Annotated in this window: 17 protein-coding genes; 12 read left to right on the forward strand and 5 right to left on the reverse strand. The window is 63.6% G+C overall.

What is annotated here, in order from left to right:
• The first annotated feature begins 23 nt into the window (after positions 1-23).
• Positions 24-938, forward strand: a complete 915-nt coding sequence (locus tag Cth01_RS05540) for a DMT family transporter (protein WP_034391330.1) — start codon at positions 24-26, stop codon at positions 936-938.
• Here the strand turns inward: Cth01_RS05540 and Cth01_RS05545 are convergent.
• Positions 922-1,086 carry a hypothetical protein gene (locus tag Cth01_RS05545; RefSeq protein ID WP_223305621.1) on the reverse strand — a complete coding sequence of 55 codons (165 nt, stop codon included), beginning with the start codon at positions 1,084-1,086 and terminating at the stop codon, positions 922-924. The two genes, Cth01_RS05540 and Cth01_RS05545, sit on opposite strands and share 17 nt — an antisense overlap.
• A 405-nt stretch (positions 1,087-1,491) precedes the next feature.
• Here Cth01_RS05545 and Cth01_RS05550 point away from each other — a divergent pair, with 405 nt between their 5' ends.
• The 3 genes from Cth01_RS05550 (at position 1,492) to Cth01_RS05560 (ending at position 4,943) form a co-directional block, all read left to right on the forward strand.
• Positions 1,492-2,811: an MFS transporter gene (locus Cth01_RS05550; protein WP_045838704.1), complete on the forward strand. Its 1,320-nt coding sequence runs from the start codon at positions 1,492-1,494 to the stop codon at positions 2,809-2,811.
• Between the two features lie 74 nt (positions 2,812-2,885).
• Positions 2,886-3,563, forward strand: coding sequence for a DUF2848 domain-containing protein (locus Cth01_RS05555; RefSeq protein WP_034377128.1), 678 nt, complete (start codon positions 2,886-2,888; stop codon positions 3,561-3,563).
• Positions 3,564-3,578: 15 nt separating this feature from the next.
• Positions 3,579-4,943: an amidase gene (locus tag Cth01_RS05560; RefSeq protein ID WP_045838705.1), complete on the forward strand. Its 1,365-nt coding sequence runs from the start codon at positions 3,579-3,581 to the stop codon at positions 4,941-4,943.
• 174 nt (positions 4,944-5,117) lie between these two features.
• Here the strand turns inward: Cth01_RS05560 and Cth01_RS05565 are convergent, their stop codons facing one another.
• Positions 5,118-6,059, reverse strand: a complete 942-nt coding sequence (locus tag Cth01_RS05565; protein ID WP_003068150.1) for a LysR family transcriptional regulator — start codon at positions 6,057-6,059, stop codon at positions 5,118-5,120.
• Positions 6,060-6,215: 156 nt separating this feature from the next.
• On the opposite strand from Cth01_RS05565, the gene cysK reads away from it, so the two are divergent.
• The 3 genes from cysK to Cth01_RS05580 all read left to right on the forward strand — a co-directional run bounded on the left by cysK (position 6,216) and on the right by Cth01_RS05580 (position 10,865).
• Complete coding sequence (gene cysK, locus Cth01_RS05570) at positions 6,216-7,136, forward strand: cysteine synthase A (RefSeq protein WP_012839856.1); 921 nt, start codon at positions 6,216-6,218, stop codon at positions 7,134-7,136.
• A 256-nt stretch (positions 7,137-7,392) separates the two neighbouring features.
• Entirely contained in the window at positions 7,393-9,237 is a 1,845-nt protein-coding gene (locus Cth01_RS05575; RefSeq protein ID WP_045838706.1) for an ABC transporter ATP-binding protein, read from the forward strand.
• A gap of 386 nt (positions 9,238-9,623) precedes the next feature.
• Positions 9,624-10,865, forward strand: coding sequence for a helix-turn-helix transcriptional regulator (locus tag Cth01_RS05580; protein ID WP_233425110.1), 1,242 nt, complete (start codon positions 9,624-9,626; stop codon positions 10,863-10,865).
• Between the two features lie 78 nt (positions 10,866-10,943).
• On the opposite strand, the gene Cth01_RS05585 is transcribed toward Cth01_RS05580, so the two are convergent.
• A complete protein-coding gene (locus Cth01_RS05585; protein ID WP_045838708.1) occupies positions 10,944-11,888 on the reverse strand; it encodes a LysR family transcriptional regulator in 945 nt (314 codons plus the stop codon).
• Between the two features lie 15 nt (positions 11,889-11,903).
• Positions 11,904-12,878, reverse strand: coding sequence for a quinone oxidoreductase family protein (locus Cth01_RS05590; protein WP_045838709.1), 975 nt, complete (start codon positions 12,876-12,878; stop codon positions 11,904-11,906).
• Between the two features lie 241 nt (positions 12,879-13,119).
• Here Cth01_RS05590 and Cth01_RS05595 point away from each other — a divergent pair, with 241 nt between their 5' ends.
• From Cth01_RS05595 to Cth01_RS05610, 4 genes are all read left to right on the forward strand, one after another.
• Positions 13,120-13,386, forward strand: a complete 267-nt coding sequence (locus Cth01_RS05595; protein ID WP_012839864.1) for a DUF2164 domain-containing protein — start codon at positions 13,120-13,122, stop codon at positions 13,384-13,386.
• Between the two features lie 103 nt (positions 13,387-13,489).
• Positions 13,490-13,666: a hypothetical protein gene (locus Cth01_RS24230; RefSeq protein ID WP_233425111.1), complete on the forward strand. Its 177-nt coding sequence runs from the start codon at positions 13,490-13,492 to the stop codon at positions 13,664-13,666.
• A 30-nt stretch (positions 13,667-13,696) separates the two neighbouring features.
• Positions 13,697-14,941 (forward strand): exonuclease subunit SbcD, encoded by a 1,245-nt coding sequence (gene sbcD, locus Cth01_RS05605; protein ID WP_045838711.1) that lies wholly within the window; start codon positions 13,697-13,699, stop codon positions 14,939-14,941.
• Positions 14,938-18,369, forward strand: a complete 3,432-nt coding sequence (locus Cth01_RS05610) for an AAA family ATPase (protein ID WP_045838712.1) — start codon at positions 14,938-14,940, stop codon at positions 18,367-18,369. The genes sbcD and Cth01_RS05610 overlap by 4 nt, the downstream gene beginning before the upstream one ends.
• A gap of 8 nt (positions 18,370-18,377) precedes the next feature.
• Here Cth01_RS05610 and Cth01_RS05615 read toward each other — a convergent pair whose 3' ends face one another.
• The gene (locus Cth01_RS05615; RefSeq protein WP_233425112.1) at positions 18,378-19,343 is read right to left on the reverse strand and encodes a dioxygenase family protein; all 966 of its coding nucleotides are present in this window, start codon (positions 19,341-19,343) and stop codon (positions 18,378-18,380) included.
• Between the two features lie 339 nt (positions 19,344-19,682).
• Here Cth01_RS05615 and Cth01_RS05620 point away from each other — a divergent pair, with 339 nt between their 5' ends.
• Entirely contained in the window at positions 19,683-20,798 is a 1,116-nt protein-coding gene (locus Cth01_RS05620) for a TRAP transporter substrate-binding protein (protein WP_034354417.1), read from the forward strand.
• Positions 20,799-20,809 lie beyond the last annotated feature (11 nt).

Genomic DNA, 20,809 nt, shown 5'->3' on the forward strand with positions numbered 1-20,809 from the left:
ATAAGCACCTCAAGGAGTTTCATATGGGTGCATACCTATTACCACTGGGCGCGGTGCTGATCTGGTCGGTCAACACCGTGGTCAGCAAGTTGGCCGCAGACAGCATCAGCGCGGCAGAGATCGGGTTCTTTCGCTGGCTGGTGGCCGCCGTACTGTTCACGCCCTTCGTCCTGCCCTCGATCTGGCGCCAGCGCGCCGACATCAAGCCCCTGCTGCCACGGATCTTCGTGCTGGGCGTGCTGGGCATGGTCATCTACCAAAGCCTGGCCTATTACGCCGCCCACTTCACCACGGCCACGCATATGGGCATCATCGGCTCGCTCACGCCCATGCTGGTGCTGGCCCTGGCCGTGTTCATGCTGGGCCAGCCACTCACGCATGGCGGCATCTGGGGCTCGTTGCTGGCAATTGCGGGGGTCGCGCTGGTGGTTTCATCGGGCCGGCTCAGCCATCTGGCGTCCGAGGGACTGAATCTGGGCGATGCCATGATGTTCCTGGCCATGCTGGCCTACGCGGTCTACAACATCCTGCTCAAGCGCTGGCCAATGCCGCGCCTGGCCACGGTGCAACTGCTGTATCTGCAGGTGCTGGTTGCCGTGGTCGTGCAGTTCCCGCTCTATCTCTTCTCGCCCAAGACCGGGCTTGACGCCAGCAACCTGCCGCTGGTGGGCTACGCCGGCATCATGGCGTCCATCGCCGCGCCGCTGCTGTGGATGAAGGCGGTGCAGACGCTGGGGCCCGGGCGATCGAGCATGTTCTTCAATCTGATCCCGGTCTTCACCGCCCTGATCGCGGCTTTCGCCCTGAACGAGCCTCTGGCGGCCTACCACGCCGTGGGCGGCATCATGACGATTGCCGGTCTGCTGCTGGCCGAGCTGTGGAAGGCCCCGCTGCGTACCCGCCCGGCCCTCGCCTGCGGTGCTAAAGCAGCAGATTGAGAATCGCGTAGCTCATCAGCGACAGCAGGCTGACCACGAACACCAGCATGACCCAGGGGCCCCAGCGCTGCTCGCGCCAGGAAAAACCGACCAGCAGGCCTACGCAACAGACCCCCAGCAGCACCAGAATTGTGTTGAACGTGAGCAAGTGCAGTCCTCCCTCAAACAGACTTTGCCCCATTGTTCCCGATTGCAGGCCCAAGGGGAAACACCATCTCCCCCTGGGCTTGACCTGAATCAAGCACAAGCCCTGCAGCGCCGGGCCATCGGCCTGCCCGGCGCTGCCATCGGTCGCGTGCATCACCTAGGGTTTTCCCGCGTTTTATCGATGCGCGCCTGCCTCATGCCGGTGCACAGCCCGCACCATCTCTGCTCATAAGAATTTGCATTCAGGGCCGCTCAGAATTTCTTGTTGGACAGCCCCTCGCTGCCTTTCGATACTGCCGCCACAGGAACACCGGCCCGCGCCGCACCCCCATGTTCCAAGACACACAGGAGCGCCGGCAAAAGCGCCCCATGTGCCCGCTGCACTTTCGCATACAGGAGACTCCCCATGAGCAGCCCGGCTTCCGCCACCCACCCTCTTGCCGGCCATGCCGGTGCGCACGCGCACCCCGACATGGACGCCACCTACCGCAAGATCACCTGGCGCCTGATCCCCTTTCTGGTCTTTCTCTTTGTCCTGGCCTGGATAGACCGCGTCAACGTCGGCTTCGCCAAGCTGCAGATGCTGCAGGACCTGCAGTTCAGCGAGGCCGTCTACGGCCTGGGCGCCGGCATCTTCTTCATCGGCTACTTCCTGTTCGAAGTGCCCAGCAATCTGCTGCTGGAGAGGATCGGCGCGCGCAAGACGCTGGCGCGCATCACCATCCTCTGGGGCGCGGCCTCCATGGCCATGGCCTATGTGACCACGCCCACCATGTTCTATGTGCTGCGCTTTATCCTGGGCGTGGTCGAGGCGGGCTTCTTCCCCGGCGTGGTGCTGTATCTGACCTACTGGTTCCCGGCCCGCCACCGCGCGCGCATCAACGGCTTGTTCATGACCTCGTTCGCCATCGCCGGCGCCGTGGGCGGCCCGATCGCGGGCGCCATCATGAACGGCATGCAGGACGTGGGCCATCTGGCCAACTGGCAATGGCTGTTCATTCTTGAAGGCATTCCCTCGGTGATCGCCGGCTTCTTCGTGCTGGCCTGGCTGCCCGAGAAGCCCGAGAACGCCAAGTGGCTGAGCGCCGCCGAGCAGCGCGCCGTCACCGCCGCCGTCGCCCAGGAGAGCCAGCAAGGCCACAAGCAGCACTCCTTCGCCGACGCCTGCCGCCACTACCGTGTCTGGCTGTGCGCCGCCGTGTACTTCTGCATCGTCAGCGGCAACGCCACGATCGCCTTCTGGTCACCGTCCATCATCAAGGAGATCGGCATCCAGAACAATCTGCAGATCGGCCTGATCTCGGCCATTCCCTTCCTGGCCGGCACGCTGGCCATGGTCTGGAACGGCATGCATTCGGACAAGACCGGCGAGCGCCGCATGCACAGCGCCATCCCCGCGCTCATCGCCGCCACAGGCCTGATCCTGACCGGCATGTTCCTGCACAACGCCGTGCTGGCCCTGTGCGCGCTGACGCTGGCCTCCATCGGCATCCTCGCCGCCTTCCCCGTGTTCTGGTCCATTCCCTCGGCCTTTCTGGCCGGCACGGCGGCCGCAGGCGGCATCGCCCTCATCAACTCCATCGGCAACCTGGCCGGCTTTGTGGCGCCCTACATGATCGGCGCGCTCAAGACCAGCACCGGCTCGCTGTCCTCGGGGCTGTACTTCGTGGCCGCGCTGGAGTTCCTCGCCGCCTTCCTGGTCGTGCTCTTCGTCAAGAAGCAGTGACCTCCTGACGCTGCCTGCGCAGCGCCGCCATGCGGGGCCCACGGCCCCGCCTTCCCCTTTTTGAGCTTTCCGCCATGCAACTGCAATTCACCACCCCCGAAGGCCAGACCCTGGCCCCCATCTTCGACACCCTGATCGTCGCCGGCTGGGCCGGACGCGACCATGCGGCCATCGAGCACCACATCGAGGAGCTGGCCGCGCTCGGCATTCCGCGCCCCAGCGCCGTTCCGCTGTACTACCGCATCGCCAGCAACCAGCTGAGCCAGAGCAGCACGCTGCAGGTGCTGGGCCCGGACTCCTCGGGCGAGGCCGAGGTCTTCGTCTTCAGCCATGACGGCGAGATGTTCGTGAGCCTGGCCTCGGACCACACCGATCGCAAGCTCGAAGCCTATAGCGTGGCTTTCTCCAAGCAGGCCTGCATCAAGCCCGTGGCCACCCAGGCCTGGCGCTTTGCCGATGTGGCCGGCCACTGGGACGAGCTGATCCTGCGCTCCTGGATCGTGGAGGACGGCCGCGAAGTGCTGTACCAGGAAGGCACGCTGGCCAGCCTGCGCACGCCCCAGGACCTGATCGCAGGCTACACCGGCGGCCAGAGCCAGCTGCCCGAAGGCAGCGGCATGACCTGCGGCACCATGGCCGCCATCGGCGGCATACGCCCTGCCACGCAGTTCGCCATGGAGCTGTACGACCCGCGCAGCCAGCGCAGCATCCGCCACCGCTACCGCAGCGAACTGCTGGATATCGTCGCCTGAACACCGGAGCTGCCCATGACTTCAGTCTCTCCCCGCCTGGACCAGGTCTCCCACCGCCTGGCCCAAGGCCAGACCAGCGCCGTGCAACTGGCCGAGCAGGCACTGGAGCGCGCCGCGCAAGGCGAAGGCCCGCGCGTTTTCACGCGCGTGCTGCGCGAGCAGGCCCTGGCCGAAGCCCGCGCCAGCGATGCGCTGCGCGCGGCCGGCCTGGCACGCTCGCCCCTCGAAGGCCTGCCCATCTCGGTCAAGGATCTGTTCGATATCGCGGGCCACCCCACGCTGGGCGGCTCCAGACTGCTGGCCGATGCCGCACCCGCCACGCAGACGGCCGAAGTCGTGCAGCGTCTGCGCCGCGCAGGCGCGGTCATCGTGGGCACGACCAACATGACCGAGTTCGCCTACTCGGGCCTGGGGCTGAATCCGCACTACGGCACGCCGCGCAATCCCTGGCAGCGTGACATCGACGGCGGCCGCATTCCCGGCGGCTCGTCCTCGGGCGCGGCCATCTCGGTGACCGACGGCATGGCGCTGGCCGCCATCGGCTCGGACACCGGCGGCTCGGTGCGCATTCCCTCGGCGCTGTGCGGCCTGACCGGCTTCAAGCCCACGGCGCGGCGCGTTTCCATGCAGGGCGTGCTGCCGCTGTCAGCCAACCTCGACTCCATCGGACCGCTGGCGCCCAGCGTGCGCTGCTGCGCCGCGCTGGACGCAGTGCTGTCGGGCCAGTCGCATGGCGAGCTGCGCGCGGCCTCGCTGCAGGGCCTGCGCCTGCTGGCGCCCACGAATGTGGTGATGGACGGCATGGACAGCACCGTGGCCGCAGCCTGGCAGCGTGCGCTGTCGCTGCTGTACGCGGCCGGCGTGCAGATCACCGAGGCCGTGGTGCCGCCCTTTGCCGAGCTTGCGCAGATCAATGCCAAGGGCGGCTTCACCGCCGCCGAGGCCTGGGCCTGGCACCGCAGCCATATCGACGGCGCCGGCCGCCTGGCGGAATACGATCCGCGCGTGGGCACGCGCATTCTGCGCGGCAAGGACATCAGCGCGGCCGACTACATCGAGCTGCTGGCGCGCCGCCAGCAGTGGATTGCCCTGGTCCAGGCGCAGATGGCCGACCACGACCTGATGCTCATGCCCACGGTGCCCGTGATCGCGCCCAAGATTGCCGAGCTTGAGGCCAGCGACGAAGCCTATTTCGCGGCCAACGGGCTGATGCTGCGCAATCCCACGCTGATCAACTTCCTCGACGGCTGTGCGGTGTCCCTGCCCTGCCACCGCGCGGGCGAAGCGCCCGTGGGCCTGAGCCTGGCCGGCACGGCCGGTCAGGACCAGCGCCTGCTGTCGGTGGCGCTGGCCGTGGAGGCTTTGCTGGCCCAGGCCTGATTGCAGAGAAAAAACAGGAGCTGCTAGCGCTTGACTGCAATTGATTTCAGATAGGAAACACTCTGAAATCGATATTCATCAGGCGCTAGCAGCTCCTTTTTTATTCAGTACTGAGGCACACCCCAATGCACGGCAGGCATTGGCGCCCGCACCATTTGTGCCTGCTCCTGCGCTTTATGCGTCCCCTGCCAGACGGGTGCCGGGCAGCCGCGCCACGGCCTGGCCATGGTTCAGCGCAAAGGCCGTGGCCACCTCTTCGGCGGCGCGCACCACGGTTTCGGCCAGCGGGTTCTGATGATCGTTGCGCCAGCAGGCCACCAGCGGCAGCGAGGGGAACTCGCGATCCACGCGCAGCAGGCGCAGGCGCTGCTCGGCCAGCTCGCGCTGGATGATGGCCGGCGGCACGGCCGCCACGCCCAGGCCGTCGCAGACCACGCGGATCATGGTCGCCACCGAGGCAATGCAGTTCATGTGCGGCGAGGCGCTGCCTTCGGCGCTGAACAGCTGCTCGATCACCGCATACGGCTCGGAGCCGCGCGCAAAGCTCATGATGGGAAAAGCCGCCAGCTCGGCCAGGCTCAGGGTCTCGTCGCCTATGCCCAGCTTGGGGCTGCCCACCCAGGCCATGGCGAACTCGCCCAGCGACAGATTGGCGATGGCGCCGCCGGAGACGGGCTTGGCCTGCAGCGAGACATCGAGCTGCCCCTTGAGCAGTTGCTCCGACATATGGATGGTGGTGTCGCAGGCGATCTCCACCTGCAGGCGCGGATAGCGCTGCTGCAGCAGCGCGAGAAAGTCGGGGAACCAGCTGTGCACGATGGATTCGATGGCGCCGATGCGGATCACGCCCGCATAGGCCTGCTTGTCCAGCATGTCCTCGCGCATCTCGCGCATCAGCCGGAGCATGCGCTCGGCATGCACCAGGGCCTTGGCGCCGTCGGCCGTGAGCGTGACCTCGCGCACGCCGCGGTCGAACAGGCGCACGCCGAACTCCTGCTCCAGCGTGGCGATGCGGCTGGAGACAGCTGCCTGTGTGGTGAACAGCCGCTCGGCCGTCATGCGGAAGTTGCGCAGCTCGGCCAGCAGCACAAAGGTTTCCAGAAACCGTAGATTCATGGGTCGATGTTAATCATCGCCCGCGGCCTTGCCCACTTTTCGGGTCATATCGATATAGCCCATTCGCACAACGCTTGCGTGCACAATGCTCTGTGTCTGCGCAGACAGCCTGCGCTGCGATCCACTGTCCCACCATCCCTTATTCGCGGAGGTCCGATGAGAGCTGACAACATTCTGCAAACGATTGGCGACACGCCCGTCATTCACATCAACCGTCTGTTCGGCAGCAATACCAACGTCTGGATCAAGTCCGAGCGCAGCAACCCGGGCGGCTCCATCAAGGATCGTATTGCCCTGTCCATGGTGGAAGACGCCGAGAAATCCGGCGCGCTCAAGCCCGGTGGCGTCATCATCGAGCCCACCAGCGGCAACACCGGCGTGGGCCTGGCCCTGGTCGCGGCCGTCAAGGGCTACAAGCTGATCCTGGTCATGCCCGAGAGCATGAGCATCGAGCGCCGCCGCCTGATGCTGGCCTATGGCGCATCCTTTGACCTGACTCCCAAGGAAAAAGGCATGAAGGGCGCCATCGCCCGCGCCCAGGAACTGGCCGCACAGACGCCCGGTGCCTGGATTCCCCAGCAGTTCGAGAACCCCGCCAACGTGGCCGTGCATGAGGCCACCACGGCCCAGGAAATCCTGCGCGACTTCCCCGACGGCATCGACGCCTTCATCACCGGCGTGGGCACGGGCGGTCACCTCTCCGGCGTGGCCAAGGTGCTCAAGGCCAAGTTCCCCAATCTCAAGGTCTATGCGGTCGAGCCCGCGGCATCGCCCGTGATCTCCGGCGGTCAGCCCGCGCCCCACCCCATCCAGGGTATCGGCGCCGGCTTTGTGCCCAAGAATCTTGACGTCAGCCTGCTCGACGGCGTGATTCAGGTGGAGGCCGAGCCCGCACGCGAATACGCGCGCCGCGCCGCTCGCGAGGAAGGCCTGCTGGTCGGCATCTCCTCGGGCGCCACGCTGGCCGCTATTGCGCAGAAGCTACCCGAGCTGCCACCCAGCGCCAGGGTGCTGGGCTTTGCCTACGACACGGGCGAGCGCTACCTGTCGGTGGAAGGCTTCCTGCCCAACGCCTGATCGCGCCGCGCGCTTTCCTGCCACGCCGCACAAGATGCGGCGTTTTTTTTCCGCGCAGGCCTCCGCAACAGCACGCTATATGGCCCGCCATAACCCGCTACAGCCCGCTATAGCCCGAGCGCGCCATGCGTTCATCAGGCCCGCACCAATGGCCCATGGGACAAGCGGTCATCCCGTACGCTTGACACCAATCCAGGGCACTCCCCTACCATGGGGACAAGATATGCCACAAGCATGAACCGGGAGAATTTCCATCTTGTTCCGATTTTTTGAAAAACAGGTTCCACCTTATCCAGCACAGGAGCCCAAGGTCCCGCCCAAAGGTTTTTTTGCCTTTGTCTGGGCCTGTACCCAGGGCATGCGCGGCTGGATTGGTCTGATGACCCTCACCTCGGCACTGCTGGCCGCCTACGAAGCAGTGCTGTTCGCCATCATGGGCCGCGTGGTGGACTGGCTGGGCACGGTCTCGCCCGCCAACTTCTGGGCCGAACAGCAAGCCACGGTGCTGGGCATCGCCGCCATCCTGCTGGGCAGCGTGGCGCTGCTGGCCCTGCACACCACCGTCATGCACCAGGTGCTGGCCATCAACTTCCCCATGCGGCTGCGCTGGGTGTTTCACAAGCTGATGCTGGGCCAGAGCATGTCCTTCTATGCGGACGAGTTTGCCGGCCGCATCACCACCAAGATCATGCAGACCGCGCTGTCGGTGCGAGAAGTGGTGTTCATGGTGGTGGATGTGTTTGTGGGCGTGGGCGTCTACATGATCGGCATTCTGATTCTGGCCGCCAGCTTCGAGTGGCGGCTGATGATTCCGTTTGCACTGTGGTTCATTGCCTATGCCGCCGCCTGCTTCTACTTTGTGCCGCGCCTGGGCCAGATCGGCAAGGAGCAGGCCGATGCGCGCTCCATGATGACGGGCCGCGTCACCGATGCCTATACCAATATCGCGACCGTCAAGCTGTTCGCCCACACGCGCCGCGAAGCCGAATATGCGCGCAATGCCATGGAAGCCTTCAAGGCCACGGGCTATGCGCAGATGCGTCTGGTCAGTCTGTTCGAGATCACCAACCACCTGATGATTGCCCTGCTGCTGCTGGCCAGTGGAGGCACGGCGCTCTATCTGTGGACGCAGGCTCAGGCATCTGCGGGCGTGGTGGCTGCCGTGATTGCCATGGCGCTGCGGCTGATGGGTTACTCGCACTGGGTGATGTGGCAGATGACGGGCCTGTTCGAGAACGTTGGCACCATCCAGGACGGCATCACCACTCTGACCAAGCCGCGCACCATCGTCGATGCACCCGACGCCAAGCCGCTGCAGGTCACGCGAGGAGCGATTGCCTTCGAGGATGTGAGCTTTGCCTACAAGGCTGGCGGCAAAAAGGTGCTGGACCACCTGAACCTGCACATCCGTCCCGGCGAGCGCATCGGCCTGATCGGACGCTCGGGCGCGGGCAAGTCCACGCTGGTCAACCTGCTGCTGCGCTTTCATGAGCCCCAAGGCGGGCGCATCACCATCGACGGCCAGGACATTCGCAGCGTGACGCAGGACAGCCTGCGCAGTGCCATCGGCATGGTGACCCAGGACACCTCGCTGCTGCACCGCTCCATGCGCGACAACATCCTCTATGGCCGCCCCGACGCCAGCGAAGCCGAGATGCAGGCCGCGGCCGACAAGGCCGAGGCCTCGGACTTCATTGCCACGCTGACCGACCTCAAGGGCCGCAGCGGCTATGACGCCCAGGTGGGCGAGCGCGGCATCAAGCTCTCGGGCGGCCAGCGCCAGCGCGTGGCGATTGCACGCGTGATGCTCAAGGACGCTCCCATTTTGCTGCTCGACGAAGCCACCAGTGCGCTGGACAGCGAGGTGGAAGCCGCCATCCAGGAAAGCCTGGATTCGCTGATGGACGGCAAGACCGTGATCGCCATTGCCCACCGTCTGTCCACCATCGCAGCCATGGATCGCCTGATCGTGATGAACGAAGGCCATATCGTGGAGGAAGGCACGCACCAGCAACTGCTGCAGCGCGGTGGCATCTACGCCAAGCTCTGGGCGCACCAGAGCGGCGGCTTCCTGGCCGACCAGGACGAAGCCGTGCAATAAGCCAGTCTTGTCGTGAGTTCAAGCCACAATCGCCCATAGCGCCTGGCACAAGGGTGCACGCCGCTCATCGCATGCGTGCGCCAGAGATCACAGAAGGGGAGCATCGCTCCCCTTTTGCATGCATCCATCCCACACGCAGCAATAGGTTTCAGTTCCAGCCTGCAAGAGTGCGAGCCTCTCCGCCATGGATCGCATCACAAAGGGGCGCGTTGAACTATTGGCTGGACAGGTTCATTGCACATTCGATGCTCAGCTTGCTGAAGCAAGTACTGCACAACGGCCCGATCAAGAGCTGCCAGATGGCTTTGTGTCGTTCATACGACGGCATTGAACGAAGCAGGCCAATGAGGGGCACTGATAATGCGAGACAGCAAGAGGTCAACGCAATGAGCACCACCTACGGCAAACTGAAACCCATCGATTACGCACAAGCCTCAATGACTTTTGCTCTCAAAGATGGCTCGACATCCGGAGTTCAGAACCCGGAGACAACAGAGCTGATCGGTGCGGAGCGCTTCAGCGAATTCATCAATCACCTCTACGACGCTGCTTCCTTGCCGGAGGCCTGGGTTCCCTGCCTGGAGGTGATTCGCACGCATATGCGCAGCAATTTTGCAGTGCTGATCATCCGCCAGACCGAGGGAGACAATATCGGTTTGACGATCACCGCATCCGGAGGGCTCGAAGGCTTGCTTACGCACGACGTCTACAGCGAGCACAGTCCTTTCCTTGGCATGCCCAAGGAGCAATTCAAGACCATTCCCGACCTGATGTCCGAAAGCGAATGGCGCAGCAGCGTCTATTACAAGGACTGGTGCCGTGTGCACAATATCTTCCATGTGATGGCTGCCGATATCGTGACTACCGATGGCAGTGTCTACGGCCTGCGGATCACGCGCCCCGAATCAGAACCGGCCTTCAGCCAGCGGGATCTGGATCTGGGCCGCATGATCATGCCGCATATCCGCCGTGCGCTGAATATGCATCTGGCACTGCACCATGATCGTCAGGTCATGTCGCTGTACAGCACCGTCACGGCTCGCTTGATGGTGGGTGTCGTCATCCTGGACCAGAATGGCCAAGTGCTGGAAAGCAATCCTGCGGCCAAAGGCATTCTCGATGCTCAGGATGGCATTCGGATCTCCGGAGGCATGCTGGAGGCTGAATATGCAAGCGACAACCGAAAGCTCCAGCGACTGGTCAAGGATGCCTTGCTGTCCTCCCTGGCATCCGCGTCCGTCATGACCGAAGGCATCTCGATTGCCCGTCCTTCGGGTCAGCTCAATTGGGGGCTTGTGGTCCAGAGCATTTCCTCGGGTGACAACTCAGAAGCCAAGAGCCGTCCCTGCGTCGCGGTGTTCATGCGCAACACCGATGACAAGGCCGATCCGTCAGCGCACCTGGCGCAGCAGCTGTTTCAGCTCACGTCTGCAGAGACCTCGCTGGTGATACAGCTGACCCATGGCCTGACGCTGGAGGAGGCTGCCAAAGCGCTGGGCATTCGCCTCAATACCGCAAGAGCTCACCTGCGCTCCATCTTCTCCAAGACCGGCGCCCGCCGTCAAAGCGAGCTGGTACGCTTTTTTCTCAATAGCGCTGCCTGGCTGGGAAGCAAGAGCGGCACCTGATCCTCGCGCGGCAACCGAGTTCCAGGCCTTGAGCGACCTGTACTCATCGCCCTGAAGCAGCAGGGCAGGCAGGGCTCCTCAGCGGTCTGAGGGCCGCCAGGGAGCCGCCGCGAAAGCCTCCGTCACCCATTGCTTGAACGCCTTCATGGCGCCCGTGTTGTACTGCCCCGAAGGTCGTAGCAGGTAGATGCCCCCGGTATCTCCCAACGTCCATTGCGGCAATATGCGGACCAGCTCTCCAGCATGGATGGAGGGCATGAGGTGCCAGTCACTGCCGGCAATGATGCCCACCCCTCTGATTGCCGCATGAAGCAAAGCTTCGTTGTCGTTGCTGAGAATGGAGCCGCTGACGCGCACCGATTCGACGGTCTTCGCAGCCCTCTTTCCTGCCGACTGAACCAGTCGCCATTGCGGAAAATCCAGGAGGCCGGTGTAGCCCAGGCAGTTGTGATGAGCGAGATCCGCAGGCCTGTCTGGCGCTTCATGGCGCTCAAGATAGCTGGAGGATGCACACAGAAGGCGGTACTGATCGCATAGCCGCGTGGCAACCAGCCGGCTGTCCGCCAGATTGCCGATACGTATGGCGGCGTCAAAACGCTCTCCCACAATGTCCACGATGCGCTCGCTGTACTCCACTTCGAGCGCTACCTCCGGGTAGGCCAGGGAAAAATCCGCCAGCATGGGGCTGATCCACCGCCGCCCCATCGTCGCGGGCATGGACAAGCGCAGGCGCCCCCGTATTTCCTGCGCTCCCTGCGCCGCTTCCTGCTCTGCATCCCGAATCAGATGGGCAGCCTGGCGCAGCTTTTCGACAAGTCGCCAGCCCTCGCTGGTGAAATGCAGCTGGCGCGTGGTGCGCTCCACCAGACGCACGCCCAGTCTTCGCTCGAGCGCCTGCATGCGCTTGGAGAGCACCGAAGGGTGACGCGCCAGCAATCGTCCCGCAGCGGCAAACGAGCCCTGGTCTGCCAGTGCGACCAGCGTGGCGAGCTCATCCGTGTGCTGGCTGTCGAATATCTCCATGGTGTCTGTAGCGATTCAGCGGGTGAGGATGATCGAGCCTTGCGAGCGTCCTTGCTCCAGGTCTGCGTGCGCCAGGGCTACGTCCCTGAGCGCGTAGCTTTTCCATATGCGAGGCGTGAGTATGCCGGCTGCGATGGCGTCAAGCACGTCCTGCGCACGGCTCTGATATTCCTCTATCGTTGCCGTATGCGCGGCCAGAGACGGACGGGTCAGAAACAGCGAGCCCTTGGCATTGAGCACGCCGACCTCAATGGCAGGCGGCAGGCCCGATGTGGCACCAAACGACACCATCAGCCCTCTGGGTCGCAGGCAGTCCAGCGAAGCCAGGAAAGTGTCTTTTCCGATGGAGTCGTAGACCACGTCCACCTTTCGGCCCTGCGTGGCCTGCATCACCTGGGATGCCAGTGTCTGCGCATCAAAGACAAACACCTGATCGCAGCCTGCCGCCTTGGCTCGTTCCACGCTGGCGGGCCTGGAGACGACGCCCAGAACCTGGGCGCCCAGATGCTTGGCCCACGCGCACATCAGCTGTCCGAGAGCCCCGGCAGCGCCATAAATCAGGACTCGGCTGTCTTGACTCACCTGGCCGGTGGTCTTGAGCAGGTACTGAGCCGTGATGCCCTTGAACAGGACCGACGCGGCGGCATCATCCGCGAGACCGTCCGGAAGCCGGATCAGACGATCAGCGGGGAACAAGCGCGCACTGGCATACGCGCCCAGCGGCCCGGTTGCGTAGCCAACACGGTCCCCTGACTTCAGGCCCGACACTCCCGAGCCCACGGCGGCCACTGTTCCCGCGCCCTCCAGACCCAACCCCGAAGGCAATGCAATCGGCACCAGGCCCTTGCGCTGATTGACATCCAGAGGATTGACACCGATGGCGGTCTGCTCGAGCAGAACCTCGCCCGGCCCCGGTGACGGCAGATCCAGCTCTTCGAGCTGCATCACTTCGGGCGCACCTGAGCTGTAGATTCGAATGGCGAGGGCCATGACTTTTCCTTGTGAATAACGAAGAAACCATCGTATTCATGCCACCTGCGTGCATCAACATGAGCACATGCACATAATAAGTGCATGTGGTGCAGCAATCACCCTATGACGCTCCGTGCTTGGCCGAAGCCATGAAGCGGACTGCCACTGACACACCGCCAGTTGCGAGACAAGGTAGCCAGTCAGCTAAAGCGAAATCAGACGCTTGAAGCGAAAGAAGATTTACAAGAAAGCTTGATCAATGAGCATAGAACTCCCCAAACACGCGCAGCAGCAGGCCATTGCCTCCATAGAACGCTATTTCCGCGAAAACATGGACGAACCCATAGGCAATATGCAATCCGGTGCCCTGCTGAATTTCTTTCTCGCGGAAATAGGCCCCAGCATCTACAACCGTGCCGTGGCCGATGTGCAGGAAAACCTGCAGGCCAGGCTGCAGGAGCTGGACTATGAGGTCGGCAAGGAAGAATTCAGCTACTGGACGGCCAAGCGCGCTGGCAAGCGCTGAAATGCTTCCAGCCAGACGCCTGCAAACAGCTTTGCGGCCAGACCAGCCGGCACCGACTGCGGCGGCGTTGGAGAAACTGGCTCATGCCCTCAGGGACGAAGGCATGAGCCAGGCCGCGCTCTACCGCCTGTTCCAGGCCGAGCATTCGCGCTCGGACCTCGATGAACCGCGCCTGGAGGCGCTGGCCGGGACCATGGACCTGATCTGGGGTGGCGGCTGGGCCAAAGGCCATGCCTTGTTCGAGCAGGAGCTATCGCAAGAACGGCTGGACAGCGAGTAAGACGGGGGCCGGCTGGCATACCATCGCCGCATGCGTCTTCTCCATACCTCCGACTGGCATCTGGGCCAGCACTTTATGGGCCGCAGCCGTCAGGCCGAGCATCAGGCCCTGATCGACTGGTTGCTCACCCAGGTGCAGGCCCATGCCGTGGATGCCGTGCTGATCGCCGGCGACATCTTCGACACCGGAGCCCCGCCCAGCTATGCGCGCGAGCTGTACAACCAGCTCATCGTGCGCCTGCACGACGCGGGCACGGCCTTGCTGATCCTGGCGGGCAATCATGACTCGGTCAGCGTGCTCGATGAAAGCCGAGAACTGCTGACCTACCTGGGCGCCCAGGTGGTCAGCTCGACCGGTGATGAGGCCCGGCATGTCGTCACGTTGCCGCGACGTGGCACAGCGCGGGAGCCTGGCTGCATCGTCTGCGCACTGCCCTTCATCCGCCCGCGTGATGTGCAGCAAAGTCAGGCCGGACAAAGCGCACAGGACAAGCAGCAGGCACTGCAAGCCGCGATTGCATTCACCTACCAGCGCGTGTATGCCGCAGCCCTTCAAACGCAGAATGAGATACAGGCCAGCCAGGGCGAACTGCTGCCCATCATTGCCACCGGCCATCTGACCACGGTGGGTGCCAGCAGCAATGAATCGGTGCGTGAAATCTATGTAGGCGCACTGGAGGCTTTTCCGACCAATGCTTTCCCGCCAGCCTGCTATATCGCCCTTGGCCATATCCACAAGCCGCAGCTCGTCGGCGGGCTCGATCACATCCGCTACAGTGGCTCGCCCATCGCGCTGGGCTTTGACGAAGCCAGGCAGACCAAGCAGGTACACCTGGTGGATCTCAATGCCGGCGGGCTGCAGGCCGTCACCGCCCTGCCCGTGCCGGTGTTCCAGCCCATGGCCTCCATCGCCGGCAGTCTGACGCAGATGCCTGCCTTGCTGAAATCTGCCTCGGCCCAGGCACAAGCCGATCGACCGGTCTGGCTGGAGGTGACGGTACAGGAAGACGACTATCTCTCCGACCTCACGGCGCGCGTGCAGGCCATGGCCGAGTCGCTGCCCGTGGAGATTCTGCGCATCAAGCGCCAGCGCAGCCAAGCTGCGGCACAGCTGTCCGGCGAGGCCCGCGAGTCGCTCGATGAACTCACCCCGCTCGATGTATTTGCGCGCCGACTGGCCCAGGAGAGCCTGGAGCCGCCACTGCAATCGGCGCTGACCGAGCGCTATCAACAGGTGCTACACGGTCTCCATGACCAGCTGGGAGCTGTCGCATGAGAATTCTCAAACTGCGGCTGAAGAACCTGAACTCGCTCAAGGGCGAGTGGAACATCGACTTCACCGCTGCCCCCTTTGCCGACAACGGCCTGTTTGCCATCACCGGATCCACGGGCGCTGGCAAATCCACGCTGCTCGATGCCATCTGCCTTGCGCTCTATCACCAGACGCCGCGCCTCGACAGCATCAGCGGCAGCAACGACATCATGACGCGCCACACCGGTGAGTGCGAAGCCGAGGTGGAGTTCGAAGTCAAGGGCGTGGCCTACCGCGCCTTCTGGAGCCAGCGCCGCGCGCGCGGCAAGCCGGATGCAGCCCTTCAAGCTCCCAGGGTGGAGCTGGCACTGGTGGCGGACGGCAGCATACTCACCACCCATATCAAGGACAAAACCCGGCGCATCGCCGAAATCACCGGACTGGACTTTGCGCGCTTTACCAAGTCCATGCTGCTGGCCCAGGGAGGCTTTGCCGCCTTCTTGCAGGCCACGGCCAATGAGCGCGCCGAGCTGCTCGAAGAACTGACCGGCACCGATATCTACGGTCGCATCTCGCAGTCCGTTTTCGAAAGAGCGCGCGACGCCCGCCAGGCCCTGGAGAAGCAACAGGCCCAGGCACAGGGCATGCAACTGCTGGATGCAGGCACACGCGAGCAGCTGCAGTCCCAGGCAGTACTGCTGCAGACCGGCTTGACGGATCTGCAGGCACGCCATCAGCAGCTGCAAACCGTACAACGCTGGCAGGCACAGACCATGCAGGCCATGGAGAACGTGGAGCAGGCACGCAATGCACAAGCAAACGCCCAGCAAGCGCTGAGTGATGCCGCGCACGATTTGCTGCGCCTGCAGGCCCACGGACCTGCGCAGGCAATCCAGCCCATGCACCATCGCTGGCAGCTGGCACAAGACCAGCAAAGCGAACAGGCCGCGCAATTGCAGCAACTGCATACCCTGCGGCTGCAAGCCCAAAGCGCGCAATGGCATCAACACCAACAGGCCCGGCAACTGGCTGGCGATCAGCTGCAGCAGTCAAGGCTGCAGCTGCAGTCTGCACAGGCCCGGCAGGCCGACTTGACGGCATGGCAACAGGCCCATGCCAGCCACGCCCTGCTGGGTGAAAACCTCAGCGGCTGGCGCGAGCAGCTGCAGCAAGGCCAGCAACTGCAACGTCAAACCGTCCAGGCAGAAGGCCAGATGACGCAGTTGCAGAAGCTCGCCCGGCAACTGCAGCAGCAAGCAGATGCACAGACACAGCAATCCACGCAGTCGACACGGCAAGTCTCCCAGACGCTGCAACAGCAGCAGGCCTCAGAGCAAGCCCTGCAGCAGCAGTTGGCCACGCACGGCAGCCTGCCTCAGCTGCGCAGCCACTGGCAAAACGCAGAGCGCCAGCTGCATCACTGGCAGCAGTTGCAGGAACATGCCGCACTGCGCCAGCCCCTGGACGTGCAGCAGCAGCGCAATTCGCAGGCGTTGAGCTCCGTTGATTCCCGCATTCAAGAGCAGCTGGCGCAACGCGATGACTTGCGTGCGCAGTACAAGGCGCTCAAGGAAAAGGTGGCCGACAAGCAAGCCCTGCTTGACCAGGAGCGCCTCATCCAAAGCCTGCAAGAGCACCGCGCCGCGCTGCAGCCCGGCGAAGCCTGCCCGCTGTGCGGGTCTCAGGATCACCCAGCCATCACCGAATACGCGGCGCTGGATGTATCAGCCACTGCCGCTGCTCTGCAGCAGGCGCAGAGCGCGCTGGAATCTCTGCAACGCCAGGGCGAGCAGCTGAACACCGCGCTGGCCACTGCCCAGGGTCAGCAGCAGCTGCAGCAGGAGCAGCACCAGGCCATTGCCCAGCAGATTGAAAAATGGCTGTCACGCTGGGCTGACTTGCGCGCACAGAGCGCTGTGCCGCTGGATGAGGCGGCATGGCAGCAGCCCGAAGCACTGCGCACCGCTTGCGCTGAAGCCGGGCAGCAGATTGCGCAGCTGCAGCAGAACCTGGCCGATGCCGAAACTGCCGAACGCCAGCTGCAACAGTCCAAGGACGCCTGCCAGGCGGCTCTGCAACACCAGCAGCAGATCGAGCATGCACAGGCCAGCACCCGGCAGGCTCTGCAGAACAATCTGACGCAGCAGGAGCAGACCGCTCAGGCACTGCAAGCCTTGATGCAGCAGGCCGGCGACCTGCAAACTCGCTTGCAGCTTGCCCTGCAGACGGCAGGCTACGCATTGCCCGAGAGCGCGGACACCGCAGACTGGCTAGATGCGCGTCAGCAGGAATGGCAGCAATGGCAGCGCCAGCAACAGGCAATGCAAGAGCTGACCCAGCAGATCGACCTGCTGCAACGCCAGGTCGAACAAGCCGCAGAGGATGCCGAGCACTGGCTGCAACGCAGCCAGGCCCTGCCCGATCTGCCCGCCGACGCCACCGCCTGTACAGCGCCAGCCGCCGCCACGCTGCATGACTGCAAAACCCTGCTCGAGCAGACTGCGCAGCAGCTGGCCACGCTGCAAGGTCAGGCAAGCCAGGCACAAGCCACGCTCGAGCAGCTGCAGCAATCGACGCGGCAGGCCCAGGCCGAATGGCAGCAGGCGCTGCAGGCCAGCCCGTTCTCCGACGAGGCGCAGTACTCCGCAGCCCTGCTGTCCGATGCCGAACAGCAAGGTCTGCAGGCACTGAGCAACCAGCTTCAGGGCGCGGCACAACGCGCAGCCGCCTTGCAGGCAGACGCCAGCCGGCGCCTGACCGCACTGCAGACACAGGCGCTCAGCGATGAAGCACCCGAAACCATTACCGAGCAGATTACCCAGCTGGAGACCGAACGCGCCCAGCAGGCCGAGCAACTGGGCGCCCACCGCGCCCGCCTCAAAGATGACGATGACCGCCGCGCGGGCCAGCAAGCCTTGCTGGCCCGGATTGCCGAGCAGGAACAGGACAGCGATCTCTGGCAACACCTGGACAGCCTGATAGGCTCCGCCAGAGGCGACAAGTTCCGCAAGTTCGCACAGGGGCTGACGCTAGACCATCTGCTGCATCTGGCCAACCGACACCTGGAGCGCCTGCACGGTCGCTATCTGCTGCGGCGCAAGCCCACTGGCGAGCTGGAGCTGGACATTGTGGACGGCTGGCAGGGCGATGTGGCGCGCGACACGCGCACGCTCTCCGGCGGCGAGGCCTTTCTCGTCAGCCTGGCACTGGCACTGGCACTGTCCGATCTGGTCAGCAGCAAGACCTCGATTGACTCGCTATTCCTCGACGAAGGCTTCGGCACGCTGGACGGCGATACGCTGGAGATGGCCCTCGCCGCGCTCGATGCACTCAACGCCAGCGGCAAGATGATTGGCGTCATCAGCCATGTGGAAGCCCTCAAGGAGCGTATTCCGGCGCAGATCCGCGTGGAAAAAGCGGCCGGAATCGGCTACTCCAGACTGGTGATCTGAAGTCTGGTTCAGGTGCCAGGCGGAGGTGGCGGCATCATGCCCGGGCGCGGCGGCCGCATGCCGCCGGGCCGCCCCGGACCTCCTGGCCCACCCGGGCCGCCTGGCGGCATGGAGCCCTTGACCTGGCAGAGCTTGTCGGCACTGTCGCTGCGCACCACCACGGTCTTCGATGCCAGCATCACCCCTCCCAGGTTCTGCACATCGAAGACATAAGGCGTCTTGTCCGGCTCCTGCCCGACCACGTTGTCCACATCCAGGCGGGTATCGGGCTGGCCCTTGTCCTTGTAAAGCGGCGCCTGCGCAAAGATCTCGCTGTTGAGCGCATCGCTGAACAACAGCTGGCTGGTCAGCCACGATGCAGCGCTGTCCGCCGGGTCGTAGCTACCTTGCAGAATGCGAAAGTGCACATGCACGGCACGGCCGCGATACCAGCCGGGGTAGCAGCTGTCGAAGCGCGCCACGCCATGGCCGTCGGTGCGCTGATAGCCGCGAAAGAACTGCTTGTTCACATCGGCGGCATCGTTGTTGCACATGCGGTGAATCTGGCCCGAGTAACCGCCCGTGTGATTGGTATGCCAGATCTCCACAATCGTGCCCGACACCGGCTCGCAGCGCTCGTTGACCACGCGGATCTGCATATGCAGCGGCAGGCCGTCCCAGCCATCGCTGACATCCATGCGCTCGGGAGACAGCGTGTGGCAGGGGCCGATGGTGGCCTCGCAGGTCAGGCGGCAACTGCCCGCCAGCCCGGCACTGGCAAACGGGTTGATGCCGCGCACAGCGGCTGTGATGGCCGCCGTACCACCGCTGAGCCATGGAGCAGCCGCTTTCCCCACGCTCCTCACCGACTCCGCAGCGGGAGCTGCGCAGCCGAGCAAGGGAATGACGGGCAGCACCCCCAGCACAGCACCGGAATGCTGCAGCCAATGTCTGCGGGTAAGCGGCAGGAAAGAGTCGGAGGATGAATGAGGCATGGAGCTTTGGCGTCAAGTCAGACTGGCTGCATGCTAGTGCACGGCAAGTCATTCAGGCGCTTGCTTTGCGAGCTTTACCGCAACGATACATCTACGCAGCGCCCCCCAAATTACCCTTAACCGGCAGATCTCCAGCACTGCCAAACACTCACCAATCCATAGCAAACACCACTTTAATTGCGGGCGTAATAGATTGATTTCACTAAAGAAACATCAAGACTTCAAGCCGCCATCCACCCATCAAGTCTGGTGTTAACCCTCTGCGCCGGCCTGTCACTCGCTTCAAAGATGCATGCACTGGCGGAAGGCCAGGATAACCACCCAGAGGAGATGAAGTAGATGACACAGGAGACCCAGAAAGCCGGCCGCCGCAACCTACTCAAAGGTGCCGCGGTGGCTGCTTCCGCCATGTCCGTGCCCATGATAAGCACGGCCCAGACCACGTCCTGGCGCTTTCAGAGTACCTGGCCGGCCAAGGACATTTTTCACGAGTTTGCCCAGGACTTCGCGAAGAAAGTCAACGACATGACTGGCAACCGCCTCAAGATCGAGGTGCTGCCTGCCGGCTCCGTGGTGCCTGCATTCCAGTTGCTGGATGCCGTATCCAAAGGCACGCTGGATGGCGGACACGGCGTGATTGCGTACTGGTATGGCAAAAGCCAGGCCGTAGCGCTGTGGGGGTCCGGACCGGCCTTTGGCATGGATGCCAATATGGTGCTGGCCTGGCACAACTATGGCGGAGGCAAGGAGTTGCTGGACGAGATCTACGGCGGCCTGAAAATGGATGTGGTCTCCAAACTCTACGGCCCCATGCCGACCCAGCCGCTGGGCTGGTTCAAGAAACCCGTGGCCAAGGTGGAGGACCTGAAGGGACTGAAATTCCGCACCGTCGGCCTTGCCGTGGATGTGTTTACGGAAATGGGTCTGGCAGTGAACCCGCTGCCTGCCGGTGAGATCGTTCCAGCCCTGGATCGCGGCCTGCTGGATGCCGCCGAGTTCAACAATGCATCCAGCGACCGCGTGCTGGGCTTTCCAGATGTGACCAAGAACTGCATGCTGCAAAGCTTTCACCAGTCGAGCGAGCAGTTTGAGGTGCTGTTCAACAAGACCAAGTTCAACGCCCTGCCGGCCGAGATCAAGTCCATCATCGAGTACGCCACCCAGGCCGCCAGCGCCGACATGAGCTGGAAGGCCACCGACCGCTATGCCAAGGACTATGCAGAGATGCAGTCCAAGCAGGGCGTGAAGTTCTACAAGACACCCGACGCCATCCTGCGCGCCCAACTGGCCGCCTGGGACAAGGTGACATCCAAGAAGGCCGCCGAGAACCCCATGTTCAAGCGGGTGATGGACTCCATGCGCACGTTTGCCCAGCGCAGCGGGCGCTGGCAAAACGATACCGACCTCGACTTCAAGATGGCCTGGAACCACTACTTCGCGCAAAAACGCAGTTGATGCCGACACAG

The sequence above is a fragment of the Comamonas thiooxydans genome (assembly GCF_000964545.1).
Classification (GTDB): domain Bacteria; phylum Pseudomonadota; class Gammaproteobacteria; order Burkholderiales; family Burkholderiaceae_C; genus Comamonas; species Comamonas thiooxydans.

What these genes read in the sequence shown, in the direction of transcription:
- Cth01_RS05620 (WP_034354417.1), top strand. Translation starts at nt 19,683, where the DNA reads ATGACACAGGAGACCCAGAAAGCCGGCCGCCGCAACCTACTCAAAGGT.
- Cth01_RS05585 (WP_045838708.1), bottom strand. Translation starts at nt 11,888, where the DNA reads ATGGAGATATTCGACAGCCAGCACACGGATGAGCTCGCCACGCTGGTC.
- Cth01_RS05580 (WP_233425110.1), top strand. Translation starts at nt 9,624, where the DNA reads ATGAGCACCACCTACGGCAAACTGAAACCCATCGATTACGCACAAGCC.
- cysK (WP_012839856.1), top strand. Translation starts at nt 6,216, where the DNA reads ATGAGAGCTGACAACATTCTGCAAACGATTGGCGACACGCCCGTCATT.
- Cth01_RS05595 (WP_012839864.1), top strand. Translation starts at nt 13,120, where the DNA reads ATGAGCATAGAACTCCCCAAACACGCGCAGCAGCAGGCCATTGCCTCC.
- Cth01_RS05615 (WP_233425112.1), bottom strand. Translation starts at nt 19,343, where the DNA reads ATGCCTCATTCATCCTCCGACTCTTTCCTGCCGCTTACCCGCAGACAT.
- sbcD (WP_045838711.1), top strand. Translation starts at nt 13,697, where the DNA reads ATGCGTCTTCTCCATACCTCCGACTGGCATCTGGGCCAGCACTTTATG.
- Cth01_RS05565 (WP_003068150.1), bottom strand. Translation starts at nt 6,059, where the DNA reads ATGAATCTACGGTTTCTGGAAACCTTTGTGCTGCTGGCCGAGCTGCGC.
- Cth01_RS05540 (WP_034391330.1), top strand. Translation starts at nt 24, where the DNA reads ATGGGTGCATACCTATTACCACTGGGCGCGGTGCTGATCTGGTCGGTC.
- Cth01_RS05555 (WP_034377128.1), top strand. Translation starts at nt 2,886, where the DNA reads ATGCAACTGCAATTCACCACCCCCGAAGGCCAGACCCTGGCCCCCATC.
- Cth01_RS05550 (WP_045838704.1), top strand. Translation starts at nt 1,492, where the DNA reads ATGAGCAGCCCGGCTTCCGCCACCCACCCTCTTGCCGGCCATGCCGGT.
- Cth01_RS24230 (WP_233425111.1), top strand. Translation starts at nt 13,490, where the DNA reads ATGAGCCAGGCCGCGCTCTACCGCCTGTTCCAGGCCGAGCATTCGCGC.
- Cth01_RS05590 (WP_045838709.1), bottom strand. Translation starts at nt 12,878, where the DNA reads ATGGCCCTCGCCATTCGAATCTACAGCTCAGGTGCGCCCGAAGTGATG.
- Cth01_RS05610 (WP_045838712.1), top strand. Translation starts at nt 14,938, where the DNA reads ATGAGAATTCTCAAACTGCGGCTGAAGAACCTGAACTCGCTCAAGGGC.
- Cth01_RS05560 (WP_045838705.1), top strand. Translation starts at nt 3,579, where the DNA reads ATGACTTCAGTCTCTCCCCGCCTGGACCAGGTCTCCCACCGCCTGGCC.